General features: G+C 49.4%; 14 protein-coding genes. 8 read left to right on the top strand and 6 right to left on the bottom strand.

Translation table 11 applies throughout. The features are described from left to right. The first annotated feature begins 9 nt into the window (after window positions 1-9). Together proB and SHEWMR4_RS20085 are read left to right on the top strand one after the other, a co-directional pair. Complete coding sequence (gene proB / locus SHEWMR4_RS20080; RefSeq protein WP_011624569.1) at window positions 10-1,116, top strand: glutamate 5-kinase; 1,107 nt, start codon at window positions 10-12, stop codon at window positions 1,114-1,116. A gap of 11 nt (window positions 1,117-1,127) precedes the next feature. Further along, entirely contained in the window at window positions 1,128-2,375 is a 1,248-nt protein-coding gene (locus SHEWMR4_RS20085) for a glutamate-5-semialdehyde dehydrogenase (RefSeq protein ID WP_011624570.1), read from the top strand. 118 nt (window positions 2,376-2,493) lie between these two features. On the opposite strand, the gene SHEWMR4_RS20090 is transcribed toward SHEWMR4_RS20085, so the two are convergent. Further along, entirely contained in the window at window positions 2,494-2,943 is a 450-nt protein-coding gene (locus SHEWMR4_RS20090; RefSeq protein ID WP_011624571.1) for a DUF2513 domain-containing protein, read from the bottom strand. Between the two features lie 301 nt (window positions 2,944-3,244). Further along, window positions 3,245-4,777: a DUF3612 domain-containing protein gene (locus SHEWMR4_RS20095; RefSeq protein WP_011624572.1), complete on the bottom strand. Its 1,533-nt coding sequence runs from the start codon at window positions 4,775-4,777 to the stop codon at window positions 3,245-3,247. A gap of 209 nt (window positions 4,778-4,986) precedes the next feature. On the opposite strand from SHEWMR4_RS20095, the gene SHEWMR4_RS20100 reads away from it, so the two are divergent. Continuing rightward, complete coding sequence (locus SHEWMR4_RS20100) at window positions 4,987-5,550, top strand: malate synthase (protein WP_011624573.1); 564 nt, start codon at window positions 4,987-4,989, stop codon at window positions 5,548-5,550. Between the two features lie 265 nt (window positions 5,551-5,815). Next, complete coding sequence (locus SHEWMR4_RS20105) at window positions 5,816-6,766, top strand: YeiH family protein (protein ID WP_011624574.1); 951 nt, start codon at window positions 5,816-5,818, stop codon at window positions 6,764-6,766. A 49-nt stretch (window positions 6,767-6,815) separates the two neighbouring features. On the opposite strand, the gene SHEWMR4_RS20110 is transcribed toward SHEWMR4_RS20105, so the two are convergent. Further along, the gene (locus SHEWMR4_RS20110) at window positions 6,816-6,962 is read right to left on the bottom strand and encodes a hypothetical protein (protein ID WP_083758005.1); all 147 of its coding nucleotides are present in this window, start codon (window positions 6,960-6,962) and stop codon (window positions 6,816-6,818) included. Between the two features lie 112 nt (window positions 6,963-7,074). Next, window positions 7,075-7,620 (bottom strand): helix-turn-helix transcriptional regulator, encoded by a 546-nt coding sequence (locus tag SHEWMR4_RS20115; RefSeq protein ID WP_011624576.1) that lies wholly within the window; start codon window positions 7,618-7,620, stop codon window positions 7,075-7,077. 144 nt (window positions 7,621-7,764) lie between these two features. Between SHEWMR4_RS20115 and SHEWMR4_RS20120 the strand changes: the two genes are divergently transcribed. Genes SHEWMR4_RS20120 through SHEWMR4_RS20135 form a run of 4 tightly spaced genes read left to right on the top strand, consistent with a single transcriptional unit; the run spans window position 7,765 to window position 13,349 of the window. Continuing rightward, window positions 7,765-8,967 (top strand): hypothetical protein, encoded by a 1,203-nt coding sequence (locus SHEWMR4_RS20120; RefSeq protein WP_011624577.1) that lies wholly within the window; start codon window positions 7,765-7,767, stop codon window positions 8,965-8,967. Continuing rightward, on the top strand, window positions 8,964-9,992 hold the full coding sequence (locus tag SHEWMR4_RS20125) for a hypothetical protein (protein ID WP_011624578.1): 1,029 nt from the start codon (window positions 8,964-8,966) through the stop codon (window positions 9,990-9,992). Before SHEWMR4_RS20120 ends, SHEWMR4_RS20125 begins: the two co-directional genes overlap by 4 nt. Before the next feature lies 1 nt (window position 9,993). Further along, complete coding sequence (locus SHEWMR4_RS20130) at window positions 9,994-13,047, top strand: efflux RND transporter permease subunit (RefSeq protein ID WP_011624579.1); 3,054 nt, start codon at window positions 9,994-9,996, stop codon at window positions 13,045-13,047. Next, window positions 13,044-13,349 (top strand): DUF3240 family protein, encoded by a 306-nt coding sequence (locus tag SHEWMR4_RS20135; protein ID WP_011624580.1) that lies wholly within the window; start codon window positions 13,044-13,046, stop codon window positions 13,347-13,349. Before SHEWMR4_RS20130 ends, SHEWMR4_RS20135 begins: the two co-directional genes overlap by 4 nt. A 42-nt stretch (window positions 13,350-13,391) precedes the next feature. Here the strand turns inward: SHEWMR4_RS20135 and SHEWMR4_RS20140 are convergent, their stop codons facing one another. Together SHEWMR4_RS20140 and SHEWMR4_RS20145 are read right to left on the bottom strand one after the other, a co-directional pair. Further along, a complete protein-coding gene (locus SHEWMR4_RS20140) occupies window positions 13,392-14,027 on the bottom strand; it encodes a paraquat-inducible protein A (RefSeq protein ID WP_011624581.1) in 636 nt (211 codons plus the stop codon). 104 nt (window positions 14,028-14,131) lie between these two features. Beyond that, the gene (locus tag SHEWMR4_RS20145) at window positions 14,132-15,322 is read right to left on the bottom strand and encodes an HD-GYP domain-containing protein (protein WP_041409196.1); all 1,191 of its coding nucleotides are present in this window, start codon (window positions 15,320-15,322) and stop codon (window positions 14,132-14,134) included. Between the last annotated feature and the right edge of the window lie 26 nt (window positions 15,323-15,348).

A 15,348-nucleotide genomic window follows, 5' to 3' on the forward strand; every position in this document is an offset into this window, starting at 1 on the left:
GGAGGCGTTATGACAGACTCTCCCCGTAAACGTATCGTCGTCAAAGTGGGGAGCGCCTTAATCGCGCCCCACAAGCAAGGTTGCAGTAGCCATTATCTCTTGGGTATCGCGCAGTTTATTACTTACTGTCGCGTCCAAGGTATCCAAGTGGTACTGGTTTCATCCGGTTCGGTTGCCGCAGGTTGGCATCATTTTGAGGGCCAAACTCAACCGAGTGTCACAGTGAAAAAGGCCATGGCAGCCGCGGGGCAGGCGGATATGATGGCGACGTGGAATAAGCTATTTGATTTTCCTACCGCCCAACTGCTGCTGACCCATGGCGATTTACGTAATCGCGAGCGTTATATCAGTATTCGAGACACGATTTTTAGCCTGCTCGAACACGGTTTAATGCCGATCATCAATGAGAATGATGCCGTTACCGCCGACAAACTTAAGGTTGGCGATAACGATAATCTCTCGGCCATGGTGGCAGCAGCGGCCGATGCCGACACCTTAGTGATTTGCTCGGATGTGGATGGACTCTATGATCAAAATCCCCACGAACATCCCAATGCCAAGTTGATAAAGCAAGTCACTGAAATCAATGCCGATATCTATGCGATGGCGGGAGGCGCCAGCAGCGATGTTGGCACTGGAGGCATGCGCACTAAGATCCAAGCCGCCGAGAAAGCCATCTCCCACGGCATTGAGACCTTTATTATCAATGGCTTTAATGCCGACTCCTTTAGCCAACTGCTAAAGGGGCAAAATCCGGGCACCCTCTTTACCCCCTACGAAAAACCGATGCAGGAGCATTTGCATTGGATGACCCACACCTCGCAAGCGCAGGGCGAAGTGATCGTCGAGGATGATTTTGACCTCGCACTCGATCAGCACAGCGAGCAATTAACCAGCGATGATGTGGTTGAAGTCAAAGGGGATTTCTCTGTGGGCGACACCATTCTGGTGCGTAAAGGCGATGGCACTAAGTTGGCGAAAGCCAAATCTAACTACAGCAGTTGCCTACTGAGTTTTATTACCGAGCAGGATGATCAGGCATTTGCCAGTGAATTCCAGCAAAAAACCGGCCCCATCATTTCCGATAAGAATATCGCCATTCTTAAATCCATTTGAGTGGAGAAACTATGAGCCTAATTAAACAAATATCTGCCGATGCCGCCCATGCGGCCCACATACTCGCCCAACTCGATGAGTCGTTAAAAAACACCGTATTACTGGATATGGCGCGCTCATTACGGGAAAAAAGCTATGAGATCCAAAGTGCTAACCTGATTGACGTCCACAGAGCCATACAAGACAACTTAAGCTCCGCTATGGTCGATCGCCTCACCCTTAACCAACATCGCATAGAGGCGATGGCACAAGGGATAGAAACCATCGCCGCCCTGCCCGATCCCGTTGGGCATGAGCGTTATATAGGAAAGCGACCAAACGGCTTGTCGATCAGTAAGATGCGTGTGCCACTCGGCGTGGTGTGTATGATTTATGAGGCGCGCCCGAATGTCACCGCCGATGCCGGCGCATTGTGCTTTAAATCCGGCAATGCGGTGATCCTACGTGGCGGTAAGGAAGCGCTACACACCAGTCAAGTGATCGCCAGTATTTTACAGGCGGTACTGACCGCCTATGGTTTACCTAAAGCACTTATCAGCGTGATCCCCGATCCTGACCGCGCCCTGATGCTCGAACTGATGCAGCAGCGGGAATTTATCGATGTGATCATACCCCGTGGTGGCGAAGGACTGATTAATTACGTCACTGAAAACAGTAGCATTCCGGTTATTCAGCACTTTAAGGGCGTGTGCCATTTATATGTGGATAAAGACGCTAATCAAGATATCGCCTTGGATTTGCTGCTCAATGGTAAAACCCAACGCACAGGAGTGTGTAACGCCCTCGAGGGTTTGTTAGTGCATAAGGATATCGCGCCGCGATTCTTGCCCCGCGTCGCCAAGGCACTGGCCGAGCATCAAGTAAAAATCAATGCATGCCCTCCGGCCGCCGCGTATTTCGACGCTTGCACTTATATGGCAGAAGAAGATTTTGGCCAAGAATACTTGGACTTAGAAATCGCCATTCGCCAAGTCGACAGTTTTGAAGTCGCCACCCAACATATCGCTAAGTTTGGCAGCCACCATACCGAGGTGATTTGCACCGACAATGAACTCACCGCCGCCCACTTTCAACGCGCAGTGGATGCCTCGGTCGTTATGGTGAATGCCTCATCACGCTTTTCCGATGGCAGTGAACTCGGCCTCGGCGCCGAAATCGGCATAGCCACCACTAAGCTACATGCCTACGGCCCCATGGGACTCGAAGCCTTAACCACTGAAAAATATCTGGTTTCAGGCACAGGACAGATTAGAGCTTAGCGATTACTTAGACGATGTGATTAACTAAATAATAAAGCCCCAAGGTATTCTCCCTTGGGGCTTTATTTACTAAACAAAATTGCAAAAATTACCACTCACATTCAGATAACAATTATTGTCATAAGCCTTCACTCAATAGAGTATCCATTTTCTTTTTAAGAAAATGTTCTAATAATTTCTGACTTCCATCAAAGATCGCTTTGAAGGGAGCATCTTTTAGTTCTGACTTTATTTTTAAAAGTACTTCTTTATTGTTCAAAGCTTGAACAAAATCATGCCCTTTCTGAGTTAAGCGTATTTGAACAGAAGTTAGTGAAGCTCTACCACATCCACCAATAGTGATTCCAACGGATTTCAGACTATTAGCTTGCAGATCTCGATTACTAATCAGCCCGTTTTCAATAGCAATTTGTAGGTGAAACAAAAATTTTTCATCTAAAAAACCAGGTTTAGACACATTTTCAATTCCAACTCCTAACTTCGGGAAATGAGATATTTCAATATGCGCAGTATCCGCGGTTCGAAATAAGTTTAACATTTTTGTTAAATACTCAAGATCAGTAACCAAGTTTCACTCCTCGTTTAATGTTTAATTGACTATCACTCTTTAGAACCATGCTGCTGCATAATTGTGCCACTAAGCCACTGAATAAATCCCCTTCGGAAGCGATAGCTAATTTGGCAATGAGCACAAGGGGCTTTCAACTCCGTTGAGGGCGTCTTGGCTGCTGGTGTAAACAACAGCAAGGAGGATAGGACGAGCAGTCCTCCTTGGTCGACTCTTGATCAAAAAGCAGGGGTTGAAGACCCACGACCTTGATTCACCTCGGCCGTAAGGCCGCAAAACTCAACGTAAATCAAATAGTGATTTACGCTGCCCCATCACACTGCGATTTACCCGCTTGATAACAGCTGGGTTGCCGTGGGCAGACGGCGCCGCGGGAGCAGATAAGCCGGGCATCATTTTTAATACCGCGCTCAATCCAGTTGATATTCAATATCTTAGCCACGCTTACTAGATCGCTTTTAATATGCTTGGGAATCGCGACTGATCCGCCGCCAGACACACAGGCGGCTTTTAAATCATGGGCGATAGAGAGTGCATCCTTACCTTGGGCTTCAATGGCCGGATTTAAATCGATACCGGCACAAAGCACATGGGGGTTGCCCGCCGAGTCTTCGACCTTAATCGACTCGCAGCAGTAAATCCGTGGTTCATTGCCCACATTTAAAATCGAAATTTGCGCCGATGTCCCAACTGAAGGTTCACTGATCATTCTAAACACCGCCCAGTGCTGACAAGGGTCTTCCACCAGCCGCATATTGCCCCAAGGCAGGGGAATGCCATTACCACGGTAAACGGCTTTGAGTTTGCCCGGCGCATAGGCATCAAAATAATGCCAATGGGAATAAGGCGATACGACCGTCATCCGTCGCATGGCAACCGAAGCCGACACTTGCAGCTGTTTATGCACCTCAATTTCGTAACCGTGGCGGTCGAGCAATTGTCGATAGGGCACCTTAGGACATAACAGGGCTCCGGCAAAAAAGCTGGACTCGAAGTCGCGCCACGCATGCAAAATATCCTGCGCGTTCAGGGTATTAGACTGCATCGTCACTTCTTCATCCATCTCCAGTTTTCGGCCAGAAATCATCACACTCTTAAGCCCATCTTTGTTGTGTAACACACAATGGCCGATATGGGCGGCGAGATCGTACTTCAGTCGACTGGGGCGATTTTTAAGGACTTTATTGATGTAAATGGTGCTCGGCGGCTCGAAGAAGGAAGTCACTAACTGATGCGAGCTTACGCCGCGCTCGTCGATCACTTCCTGGGGCGTACTATCTATCCATTTGATTTTTAAGCCTACGCCCTTGGCAATATCCAGCATCTCCTCGAGGGATAAGGGCATGCGTTTTAACCCAACCTCTTCGGCGGCACGTTCAAGATCGGGGAAATGGTTTTGATGATGTTCCTGATGGGCGCGGATTAATAAGTGGGCGAATTGTCGACCCGAGATCCCAGTCTGGGATAGCATTTCAGGGATGGCTATTTGCAAAATATCATTTGAAAACAAAAAGCTGGGTTCGAGCGCCATGCCGCTAATCCCACCTCGGCGGCCCTTGTCCGGCGTGATGGCACTTTCCTCAGGTACGTCGTCTAAAAACCAGTCAACATCCTTTTGAAAAACCGTGGCAATCACGGCCAACATTTCGGCACTCGGCACGCGTTTTCCACGCTCGATCATCGACAAATATGACACAGAGGGCGCACTGCCCGCATCGACGCGGATGCAACGCGCAGATAAATCTTCCATGGTTAAATTGTTACGTTTCCGTAGGTTACGTATTTTTGTCCCTAGGAAATGTGACTTTCTCATCAAGCTCTGGTCATTGCGCATTTTGTAAAATTCACATTGTAAAATTTTTATTGTGAAATTGTAGCCAAAAAAAGACTAGACTACAAATTAAGCAATCGAGGCAGGTTATCCACCTGAACACTGCTTAACCATTAACTCTGTCGGACAAACCAAATTGAAGACAAACGTTGAACCATTAGAAGTGAAATCAAGGCCCTAATTTTTAATTTGAATGTGTAGAGGATACAGCGATGAATATGTCAATTATCAATAGCCACCAGATCCAACCGAATCTAAACAGCTTCATCGCAGAAGAAGTGCTTGCCGTCGCCCAAGTGAACGTGGCCGAGCATGAAAAACTAGCCCAGGCGAAGCAGTTCCTCGACCGTCATTTCCCACTGGATGCGGGTTCGCACCAGGATGTGATCAGCTATGTGGTTTACTACCAACACCTGCTGGCATTTTTTGCCGACGGCAGCCACAGCGGATTACGCCAAACCAAGCAGTTTGTTGCCTTCAACGGCACTAAAGATGCGCCAAGCGCCATAGTGTTACAGGACCAAGGCTGCCATGTAGAGTTGTGTTTCGACCGCACTGGCATGATAGGCGCGCGGGATTTAGCGAATTTGGAAGATGTGCAAATCGAAGCGCCCGTTGAGTTAGCCGCCGAACCCACAGAGACACGTAATACCACCTCGCGCCACTGGTTAAGCCTGTTACATGCAGGAATGCCAAGCGCTAACGATATTCAAGACAAGCTGTTTACCGCTAAAGATGGTGGCGACTACAGCCTGCAACGTATCGTGAATCTCTAAATTCCGCGTATTTTCACGGGAGAGCTGCCGTCGGCGGCTCTCCTTTTTTAGCTTCAAACCCACCTGCCCATTACGACTCAATAAAATTGACTTACAAAATAAATTAAATTGATTTTATTGAAGCTGAACGCAATCGTTATAATGCCCGTCTTTGTCAGCGTCCCAATGCTTATTCGATTGGCTTATTCGAGTATCCATGCCTATGTGGATGGAGCTGAAAACCCAAGATTGGAACGATAACACTCAGTCGCAAACCTAAGGCGTTATGAATTTTTCATCGATAGTCTCGCAACTTAAGCAACCTCATCGCCTTGTATTTATCTGCGCCGCGCTACTGTGTCTCGCGCCTGTTATCTCATCCCCTATGGCGCTTGTGCTCGGTTTTACCTTGGCCAGCCTAGGTTGGGTGCCAAACGACTGGAATATCGCCGCCCTCACCAAAAAATTACTGTCCTATTCGATTATCGGCTTAGGCTTTGGCATTAACTTCAATGCCGCGATTGAGGCCAGCAGCCATAACCTAGGATTAATTGTCGGCTCGATTATTTTTACGCTGATCTTGGGCTTTTTGGTGACTCGCGCTTTAAAGTTTGACCCGATCACAGGGCACTTAATCGCCTCTGGCACCGCCATCTGTGGCGGCAGCGCCATTGCCGCCGTATCACCCGCCATTAATGCCAAACCAGACCAAACCGCCACCGCATTAGCCTGTGTATTTGTACTCAACTCGGTGGCATTGTTTTTATTCCCCGCCCTCGGACATTTGCTCAATATGAGCCAATACGATTTTGGCGTGTGGAGTGCCATCGCGATTCACGACACCTCCTCAGTCGTCGGCGCGGCCTCTGCCTACGGTGATGAAGCACTTAAAACCGCCACGACCATTAAACTGGCGCGCGCACTGTGGATTATCCCCATCGCCCTTGTCAGTGCGCTGATCTTTGGCGGCGATAAACGTAAGCTTAACCTACCGTATTTTATCGGATTTTACTGTTTAGCCATCGCAATCGCCCATTGGTTACCGCAGTTTCAGCCGCTCTACGACACGCTGTTTATGGTATCGAAACGTACCTTGGTCCTGTGTCTGTTCTTGATTGGTGCGGGGATTACGGTGCAAAAAATGCGAGCGAGCGGCCCTAAGCCTTTGCTGCTGGGCGTGGTTCTGTGGGCGGCGATAGGAATTACGTCTTTAGGTTATATTCTGTATTTTCAATAGATTGGATTTGAGCCTAACGGCTCAGATTGATGAGCTAACGCGGGAAGCTTTATTCGGCGTTGGGTTTAATCCGCCAAGCCAACCCCAGTACCCCTAAAAAGGCGGAAAATTCGATCAGCGAGCGGAGTAATCCTGTGGTTTGCGTGGATGCAACCAAGGCAATAAGGCAAAACACAATCAGCAGCGAGTTTTTCAATTGCATCCTCCGACGAACTTAGGGGATGCTCATTATTGTTTAGAACCAAAAAGCCAGCCAATATCGATTTTCAATAACAAATAGCTATAACAACTAAGCCTGAGAGTTTAGCTTAAGCGGCTTTATGGGCGCTATCGGACTCGTTTGCCGCCAGTTCTTGGTTATGTTCTTGAATAAAATCCTCCATAAACCAAGCACAAAAGGTGTGGCGACCATCTACGTCGGCCTTGCCATAAATGGTCGATGCCTGTTGGCGCACGGTTTTCTCTTTTGTCTGTCTCACTTCGGCAATTTCTTTAAAACTCAGCCCTTTAAGCAATAAAAATGCGACTTGCTGCTCGCTCTTGGTAAAACCCCAAGTATCAAACTGGTTTGCAACGGCTTGGCTGTATTCCTGTCTGGCGGAGCGCATTTGGGTCGACATATTGTCGATTTTTTTATCGGCATACTCGAGGCGTTTTGCTAAGGCTTTTACCTCGCGCGAGCGGCGAATTAAATCGTAACTGAGGTAGATGGCTCCAACGGCGGTGAGCACTAAGAGTATGGCTTCCTGCACTAAATGCCATTGCGGAATGCCTAATTGAATGTCGGAACTAATGTCAAAAAGCTTAAAGCACATGATGAGTGCCAACAGACCAATAATGACAATATCCTTCATCTAAAACTCCTAAATAAAAGCAAAATCAATCAATTATTTTATGGGACATATGTACCATAGGCGGATTTATGATACAGGTCCCCGACGACTTTCAGCCGTCAATCCCTACACTGACAGCATTGTTTAATACCACAGAATCATCTCATGTCTGTCAGTTCGTCTTGTATCAAGTTAAGTCTGTTGACCAGCTTAGTCGGCAGTAGTTTCCTGTGTCTTGCGGCGGAAGCCGAACTTTCCCAAGCGCTTTCGAGCAGCCAAGCTAGGTTGGCCCATATCACTTCGTCGAATACCCAATCGGCAAATTTATCCAGCTCGACCTGGCTCACTGGTCTGCCGAGCATTAGCTTAAGTCACCTCGGGAGCTTGGATAATAGTAACAGCTACGAGCAGGAACTCTCAGTCAATTTGCCATTTAAATCGCCCGCGCTACACAGCAGCGATAAGCAAATAAAACAGCTCGCCGAGCAAATTCATCAACAACAAACGGCGCTGCAAGCCTTGTATCTCTCGGGATTATTAAGGCAGAGCCTGTGGGAATACCGCCAGAGCGAAGTCAAACTGGCGCAGCTTGAGCGCAAACAGCAGTTGCTCGATAAACTCCATCGCCAGCAAAAACAACTGACCGATGCGGGGGAATTGCCACTGGCCAACACTCTGCTACTGGAGCGGGAAAGTGTCGATATCGCCTTAAGCCGCGCCGATATTCTGCAACAACAAGCCCAATCTTTAGCCCTATATCAACAGCTGACGGGCCAAGATCAAATGCCGAGCGCGATAGAAGAAACTGACCGCCCGCTTGGTAAGGGCGCAGAGGCCTTAGCCCAACATCCCCTATGGCAATTGCTAAAGCTGCAACAACAGCAACACTTGCTGCTGATCCAAACTCAGCAAGCGGGTGAGCGCGATCCTTGGACCGTCTCACTCACAGCCAAAAATACCGCGGATACGGGCGTGGATGATCAGCAGTTAGGCATAGCCGTGTCAGTGCCCTTAACCTTGGGCTCGGCGCTATCCCAAAGCGATTTATCCCAATGGCAACAAGCGAATACCGAGCAAAGCCTCAATCTTGACCGTAGCGCACTCGAGCTTAAAAACCAGTGGGATCAATTAGTCCGCCAGCAAACTAACCTCGTCGAGCAACAGCGCCTACTCACCCAAGCGCTCGCCCTCAGTCGCACCATTACCGAGGAACTCGCCAAGGTAAAAGATCAAGATCAGGTGAGTTATGAAGTCTGGCTGCGCCGCTATATGGAGGCGCTCGACACCGAATCCCGCTTGGCGCTCAATCGCGTCAGCTTGCAACAACTGCATTCTCAACAACTCCAAGCCTTAGGAATTTCATTATGATGGCCAAGTACGGCGCATGCCTTCTCTGTTTATCCGCGAGTGTTGTAGGTTCGGCGCAGGCCGAAAGCTTAGCCATTAGCGCCTTAGGCAATCTCGACCTCAGTTACACCCAACCACAAAGGGTCGCCAGTTATGAGGGCAACCCATTGCCAGCGCAGGTTGAAATCCTCCTCGGCAATGATTACTGGATCAGCACGCCCGAGAATATCCAGCAGGTGCACTTTCTCGTCGGCCAAGGCCAGCGCGTCAGTAAAGGCCAAGCGATAGTCAAACTCACAGGGCCAGAAGTGTTCCACTACCTCGCCCAAGTCGAGGCCGCGGCGAGCCTGTATCAACTCGCTAAGAGTCGTTATGAGCGCAACAAACCTTTGCTCGCCAATGGCAGCATAAGCGCCGAAAAATGGCGTGAGATCAGTCAGGACTATTTCACGACTCACCTCGAATACGAGCATATGCAGCACTTTATGGAGCGCGTCCACAGCACGGATGCGGCTACCGACTCCTTAGTTGTCGCCGCGCCCGTTGACGGTATCGTTAAACTCAATGCCATCAGCGGCCCCTATATGGCCGGGGATCAGCTGTTTTCACTGGTGCCCAATAACAGCATCCGCGTCAAAGTGAATGTGCCGACAGGGCAGTCTCATTCCCTGTCGGCCATCAACATTAATCAATGCCATATCGCGATTGAGTCATTGTCGGCGATTGCCGAAGGCGCCTTTGTTACGGCTTGGTCATCGGCGGTGCCGCAGGAATGTAACCTGTTGTTAGGCCAGCAAATAACAGTGGTTCCCGAGTATCAAAAAGCCGTGTATTTACTCCCCAAAAACAGTGTGTTTAGTTGGGAGCAAGACAGCCAAGTGTTCACTCTGTCCGATAACCAGCTCAATGCGTTGACGGTCGATATTTTAGGCTCGACGCCAGAGCAATATATTGTCGCCAGCGATCAAGACTTGAGTCAGCTACAAGTCCTATCCCAGTCGGTTGCCGCCGTGAAAGGCATCATGCTCGGTTTAGGAGGCGAATAAGATGCTCACCTCTGTGATCCGTTTTTCGCTCACTCAGCGACTCTTTGTGCTGATTGTGGCGCTGATCCTCATGTTGGCTGGCGCACGCGCTTGGTTTGCCATTCCCTTGGATGCCTTTCCGGATATTTCCCCAACCCAAGTGAAGATTATCCTCAAGGCTCCCGGCATGACGCCGGAGGAAATCGAGGCCCAGATTACCGTCCCGATTGAAACCGAGCTTTTGGGTATTCCGAAGCAATCGATTCTTCGCTCGACCACTAAGTACGCCATTAGCGATATCACCCTCGATTTTGAAGAGGGCACGGATATCTATTGGGCGCGCCAACAGGTGAGCGAGCGCCTCTCGGCGGTCTGGGACAGTTTTCCCGAAGGCGTGAGTGGCGGTGTGGCGCCCATGAGTACGCCACTCAGTGAAATCTTTATGTTTTCACTCGAAAACCCCAATCTTTCCCTGCTGGAGCGACGTCAATTACTCGAGTGGGAAATTCGGCCGCTGCTGCGCACAGTACCCGGCGTTGCCGATGTGAATATCCTCGGCGGTTATGCCAAGAGTTTTAGTATCAGCCCCAATCCTGCGGCTATGGCGGCTGCGGGTGTGAGCTTTGCCGCGCTGCGGCAGGCGATTGTGGAGAATAATCACAACGAAGGTGCAGGTAAGCTCACCATAGGTACAGACACCATCATAGTGCGCTCCGAGGGACGCATCGATGATATCGACGAGCTTAAACAGCTAGTGATCAAAGCCGATAATGCCAAGGTCTACCGCTTGCAGGATCTCGCTGATATCCAGATTGGCCACCTTGCGCGCTACGGCGCCGTGACAAAGGATGGTAACGAAACCGCCGAAGCCTTAATCATTGCCCTCAAAGACGCCAATACGGCACAAGTGGTTAACAACATTAAGGAAAAGCTGGCGCAAATCAGCCTAACTCTCCCCGAAGGCAGCCAGATAAACACCTTTTACGACCGCGCTAACCTGATCAACACCGCTATTGAGACTATTTCCAATGCGCTATTCGAGGCCGTAGTGCTGGTCATCGTATTGCTGGCGCTGTTTTTAGGGAATGTGCGCGCCGCGTTAGTGGTGTCACTATCGCTGCCACTGGCCGCACTGTTCACCTTTTTGATGATGGATCACTTCAATCTTTCAGCTAACTTGATGAGCCTCGGTGGCCTCGTTATCGCCATCGGCATGTTGGTGGACTCCTCCGTGGTAGTGGTTGAAAACATGGTGAATTTAATCGCCACTAAACAGCGTTTGCCGCGTTTGCACTTGATCTTTCGCGCCACCAAAGACGTCGCCATTCCCGTAGTATCGGGCACGGTTATCGTCATCATAGTGTTCTCACCACTGCTCACCCTCAGTGGTTTAGAAGGCAAACTCTTCACCCCAGTTGCTATTACCATAGTGTTTGCCATGCTGTCGGCGCTGGTGTTATCGCTGACCGTGATCCCCGTGATTGCCTCGTACCTAGTCAACGAAAAGGCCGCGAAGGAACCTAAGGCCATCGAAAAGCTTAAGCATCTTTATCTTGGCAGCCTAAAGGCCTGCTTTGGTTGGCAAAAACCTTTTATGCTCACTGCCTTTAGCTTGCTGATCGTCAGTCTCGGCCTGTTTAGTCTGGTGGGGAAAACCTTTATGCCGACCTTAGATGAGGGCGATATCATTCTCCAGTTAGAGAAATCCCCTTCGATTTCCCTCGACGCCTCCATCGCTATCGATAAACAGATCCAGCAAACCCTGCTAAGCCAAATCCCCGAAATTAAGCAGATGGTGGCGCGCACCGGCGCCGATGAGATAGGTTTAGATCCCATGGGACTGAACGAAACCGATGTATTTTTAGAGCTGGCGCCCCGCAGCGAATGGCGTTTTGCGACCAAAGAGCAGCTTATCGATGCCATCCGCACTGTGCTGCTCAAATATCCCGGCGTGAACTTTAACTTTACGCAACCGATACAGATGCGCGTCTCCGAAATGCTCACAGGCAGTATTGGGGATGTCGCGATTAAAGTATTCGGGAATGATATCGAGACCTTAGGCAAACTCACCGGTGAGATAGAACAACTGGTCACCGCCACTCAGGGCAGCGTCGACGTTAAGATGGCGATGATTGAAGGCAGCCCCTTTATCAATCTCACCTTAGATAACGAGCTCGCCCGTGGGTTTGGGATGAGCACTATGGAGTTTGCCCGCTACCTCAAGAGCCAACTCGAAGGCGTGGTCGTCACCGAAGTGCTGCAAGGGAAGAAGCGCACGCCCGTGCTTATCGCTAATAATCAGGCGCAGATCAGCAACATTAACGAACTGCAAAATCAGCTATTGGTGATGCCAGATCATTCTCTAAAACGCCTAAGCGATGTGGCTGTTTTGAGCTATAAACAAGGCCCTATCCTGATCGAGCGGGAACAGGGAAATCGCTTTTCGGTGATCACCACCAACGTCCAAGGGCGGGATATTGTGGGCTTTGTGGAGGAGCTTAACAGCAAAATCACCAAGGAAATCAAACTGCCCAGCGGCTATAGCGTTAGCTTCGGTGGCGAGTTTGAAAACCAGCAGCGCGCCACCAGCAATTTGTTGCTGGTGATCCCTATAGCTATCGCACTGATCACTTTGATTTTATTCACCACCTTCGGCTCGCTAGCAAAATCGGGATTAATCCTCGCTAACGTCCCGTTCGCTATGATGGGCGGTATCGTCAGCTTGTATCTCTCAGGGGAATACCTCTCGGTACCCGCCTCGGTAGGTTTTATCGCCCTGCTAGGTGTCGCCGTGCTTAACGGCGTGGTGATGGTCAGTTATTACGAACAAACCAAATACTTATTCGGTAGCCTCAGGGAACGAGTCGAACAGGGTGCCGCCCGGCGACTCAGGCCCATTCTGATGACAGCCACCACCGCCATGTTTGGTTTGATCCCCTTAGTGTTCGCCTCGGGCCCCGGTGCTGAAATCCAAAAACCCTTGGCCATTGTGGTGATCGGTGGATTACTCACATCGACCATTACGACCCTGTATTTACTGCCCATGTTGTATTTTTGGCTGGAGAAACGCCGATGAGCACGGAACAACTGCTAGTCCTGATCGCCCAAAACGATATTAAGGACGATATAGTCGACACCCTGATTGAGTTGGAGTTTTTATCCGGCTTTAGCTTGGGCAATATTTGCGGATTTAGCCGCGAGCACAGCCATTTCAATATCAAGGAACAAGTGGAAGGTTATCGGGAGTTTTGTAAGTTTGAGATTATGCACCCAGCAAGCCAGCAAAGCGCCCTGCTTCAAGCACTAGCAAAGGTCTGTAAACACAACCCTTGCCGTTATTGGATTATGCCCATCTATCAAAACGGCACACTTTCCTAACGATAAAGGGCATACAAAACCTGCTGTATGCCCTTTGATTAACTACAGAATCGGTGTTGGACGACGCACTAAGTAACCACTGGCGATAGAGAGAATGCAGTAGGCGGTAAAGAAGTAGAATCCGCTCTCAAACTGCGCCTTGGTCTTTAGCATTTCGCCCATGCCACCCGAGGCATTGCCCGCCAAAAAGGTAATGATCAGGGCCACCACAAACACATCGGCCATCGACCATTTCGCCAGCGCAGAGACGATATGATGAATGCGCCACTGCAGCGCAACCGAACTCACGCTTTGTTGTACCAACATCAGACTGAGTTTCACTGCGGGGATAATGATACTAAACAGCATCACTAGCCCGGCCACTAAGCCATTGCCAGAGTTATATAATTCGGTGACTGTGCTCCAAATACTGCGGGTTTGCTGTAATACTTCTACCTCGCCCTTGAGGCTATTCAGTCCTAGCAAACCACTGACCATATTTAACATGCCGCGGGCACTGTCGCGCCCCGAGTCCTCATCGAAGCTCTGTGCGACCTGCTCAATCCCTTGTTCGGTGAGTTTGGCCTTATCTATGCTGCCATTGAGGCTCAAAATGGGTTGAGTCACGCCAGGAATTAACAGCGCCAAAGACAGCAGAATAACGAGAATAGGAAGGAGAGAGTTGCGTACACTGTTCATAACTGGGCCCTAGAAAAACTTTGGCCCAGTGTACGGCCTTTCCCCTTATCGGGGCAATGAATGGCACCTGACAACTTGGCAGATATCAGGCGCAACGACGCACATTAGTAGAAGGGTTTAGGGTCGATATCCAGCGAGCTAGGTGAGACACCGCGCTCAATATGCAGCTCTGACTTCAGCAGATCTACCATAACCACCTCGGTATAACGTTTTGCTTTTAAAGAATAAAAACATTTTACGACCGGATGTAATACATCCCTGTCCTTCGAGGTCCAGACGATACCCACACGTCCATCGGATAATTCCACTAAAGAACCCACCGGGTATACACCAATGCAACGAATAAACTCATAGACCAACTCTTGATCTAAGTGGAATGGTGTCAGGCTCAGTAGGATCTTAAAGGCCGCCGCGGGACTCATAGCCTCTTTGTAGCAGCGAGTGGCGGTTAAGGCGTCGAAGATATCGACGATACAACTCATGCGGCCATGGAGTGGGATTTCCTCGCCCTTCAAGCCCTGCGGATATCCGCGACCATCCAACTTTTCGTGGTGCATCAGACAAACGTCTTTGCTAATCTGAGACAAACCTTTAGTTTCGCTCATAATATCAAGTGCATATACCTGATGCAGCTTCATATGTTCGAATTCTTCAGGGGTCAGCTTACCCGGCTTATGTAGGACTTTATTATCGACCTTGATCTTGCCAATATCGTGCAAGATGCCGCCGACCGCCATCTCCCTAAGCATGGCACGATCTAGCTTTAAATATTTACCAAAGGTAACCAGCAGAAAGGCCACATTCACAGAATGCTCTAGCAGATAAGCATCCTTAGAACGTAGGGCTGACATACATTTCAACGCGTCTTCATCCAGCATAACCGATTCGATCATGCTATCGGCTAAGGCCTCAAAGGGGGCTACCTCAATCGCTTTACCTTCAAAAGTTTCGGACAAGACTTTACGGATCAGGTCTTTGGCTTCAGTTAACATCAACTGAGCCTGCTTCTGCTGATTTTCACGCGTGACTAACGGCTTTTTAGGCTCCTGTGAACCATAGTTGCTGGCTTTACGTTTAAAACCACAATGTTCGGCCGAGCGTTCAGTGTCGACCCAAACATACTTGATGCCATTCTTGGTTAATTTGGCAATCGCATCCTTGTGCCTAATTTGTCCTGCATTTGCAATTGCGAGCCGACCTTGATCATTTCTGTCTATCGCACTGACAAACATCCCCAGCGTCAATTGCGACACAGGTAATCTGATTAGGTCAACTGATTCTGCCGACTCACTCATATCTTGCAACCCCAAGGCATAGAGAA

The sequence above is a fragment of the Shewanella sp. MR-4 genome (assembly GCF_000014685.1).
Taxonomy (GTDB): Bacteria; Pseudomonadota; Gammaproteobacteria; order Enterobacterales; family Shewanellaceae; genus Shewanella.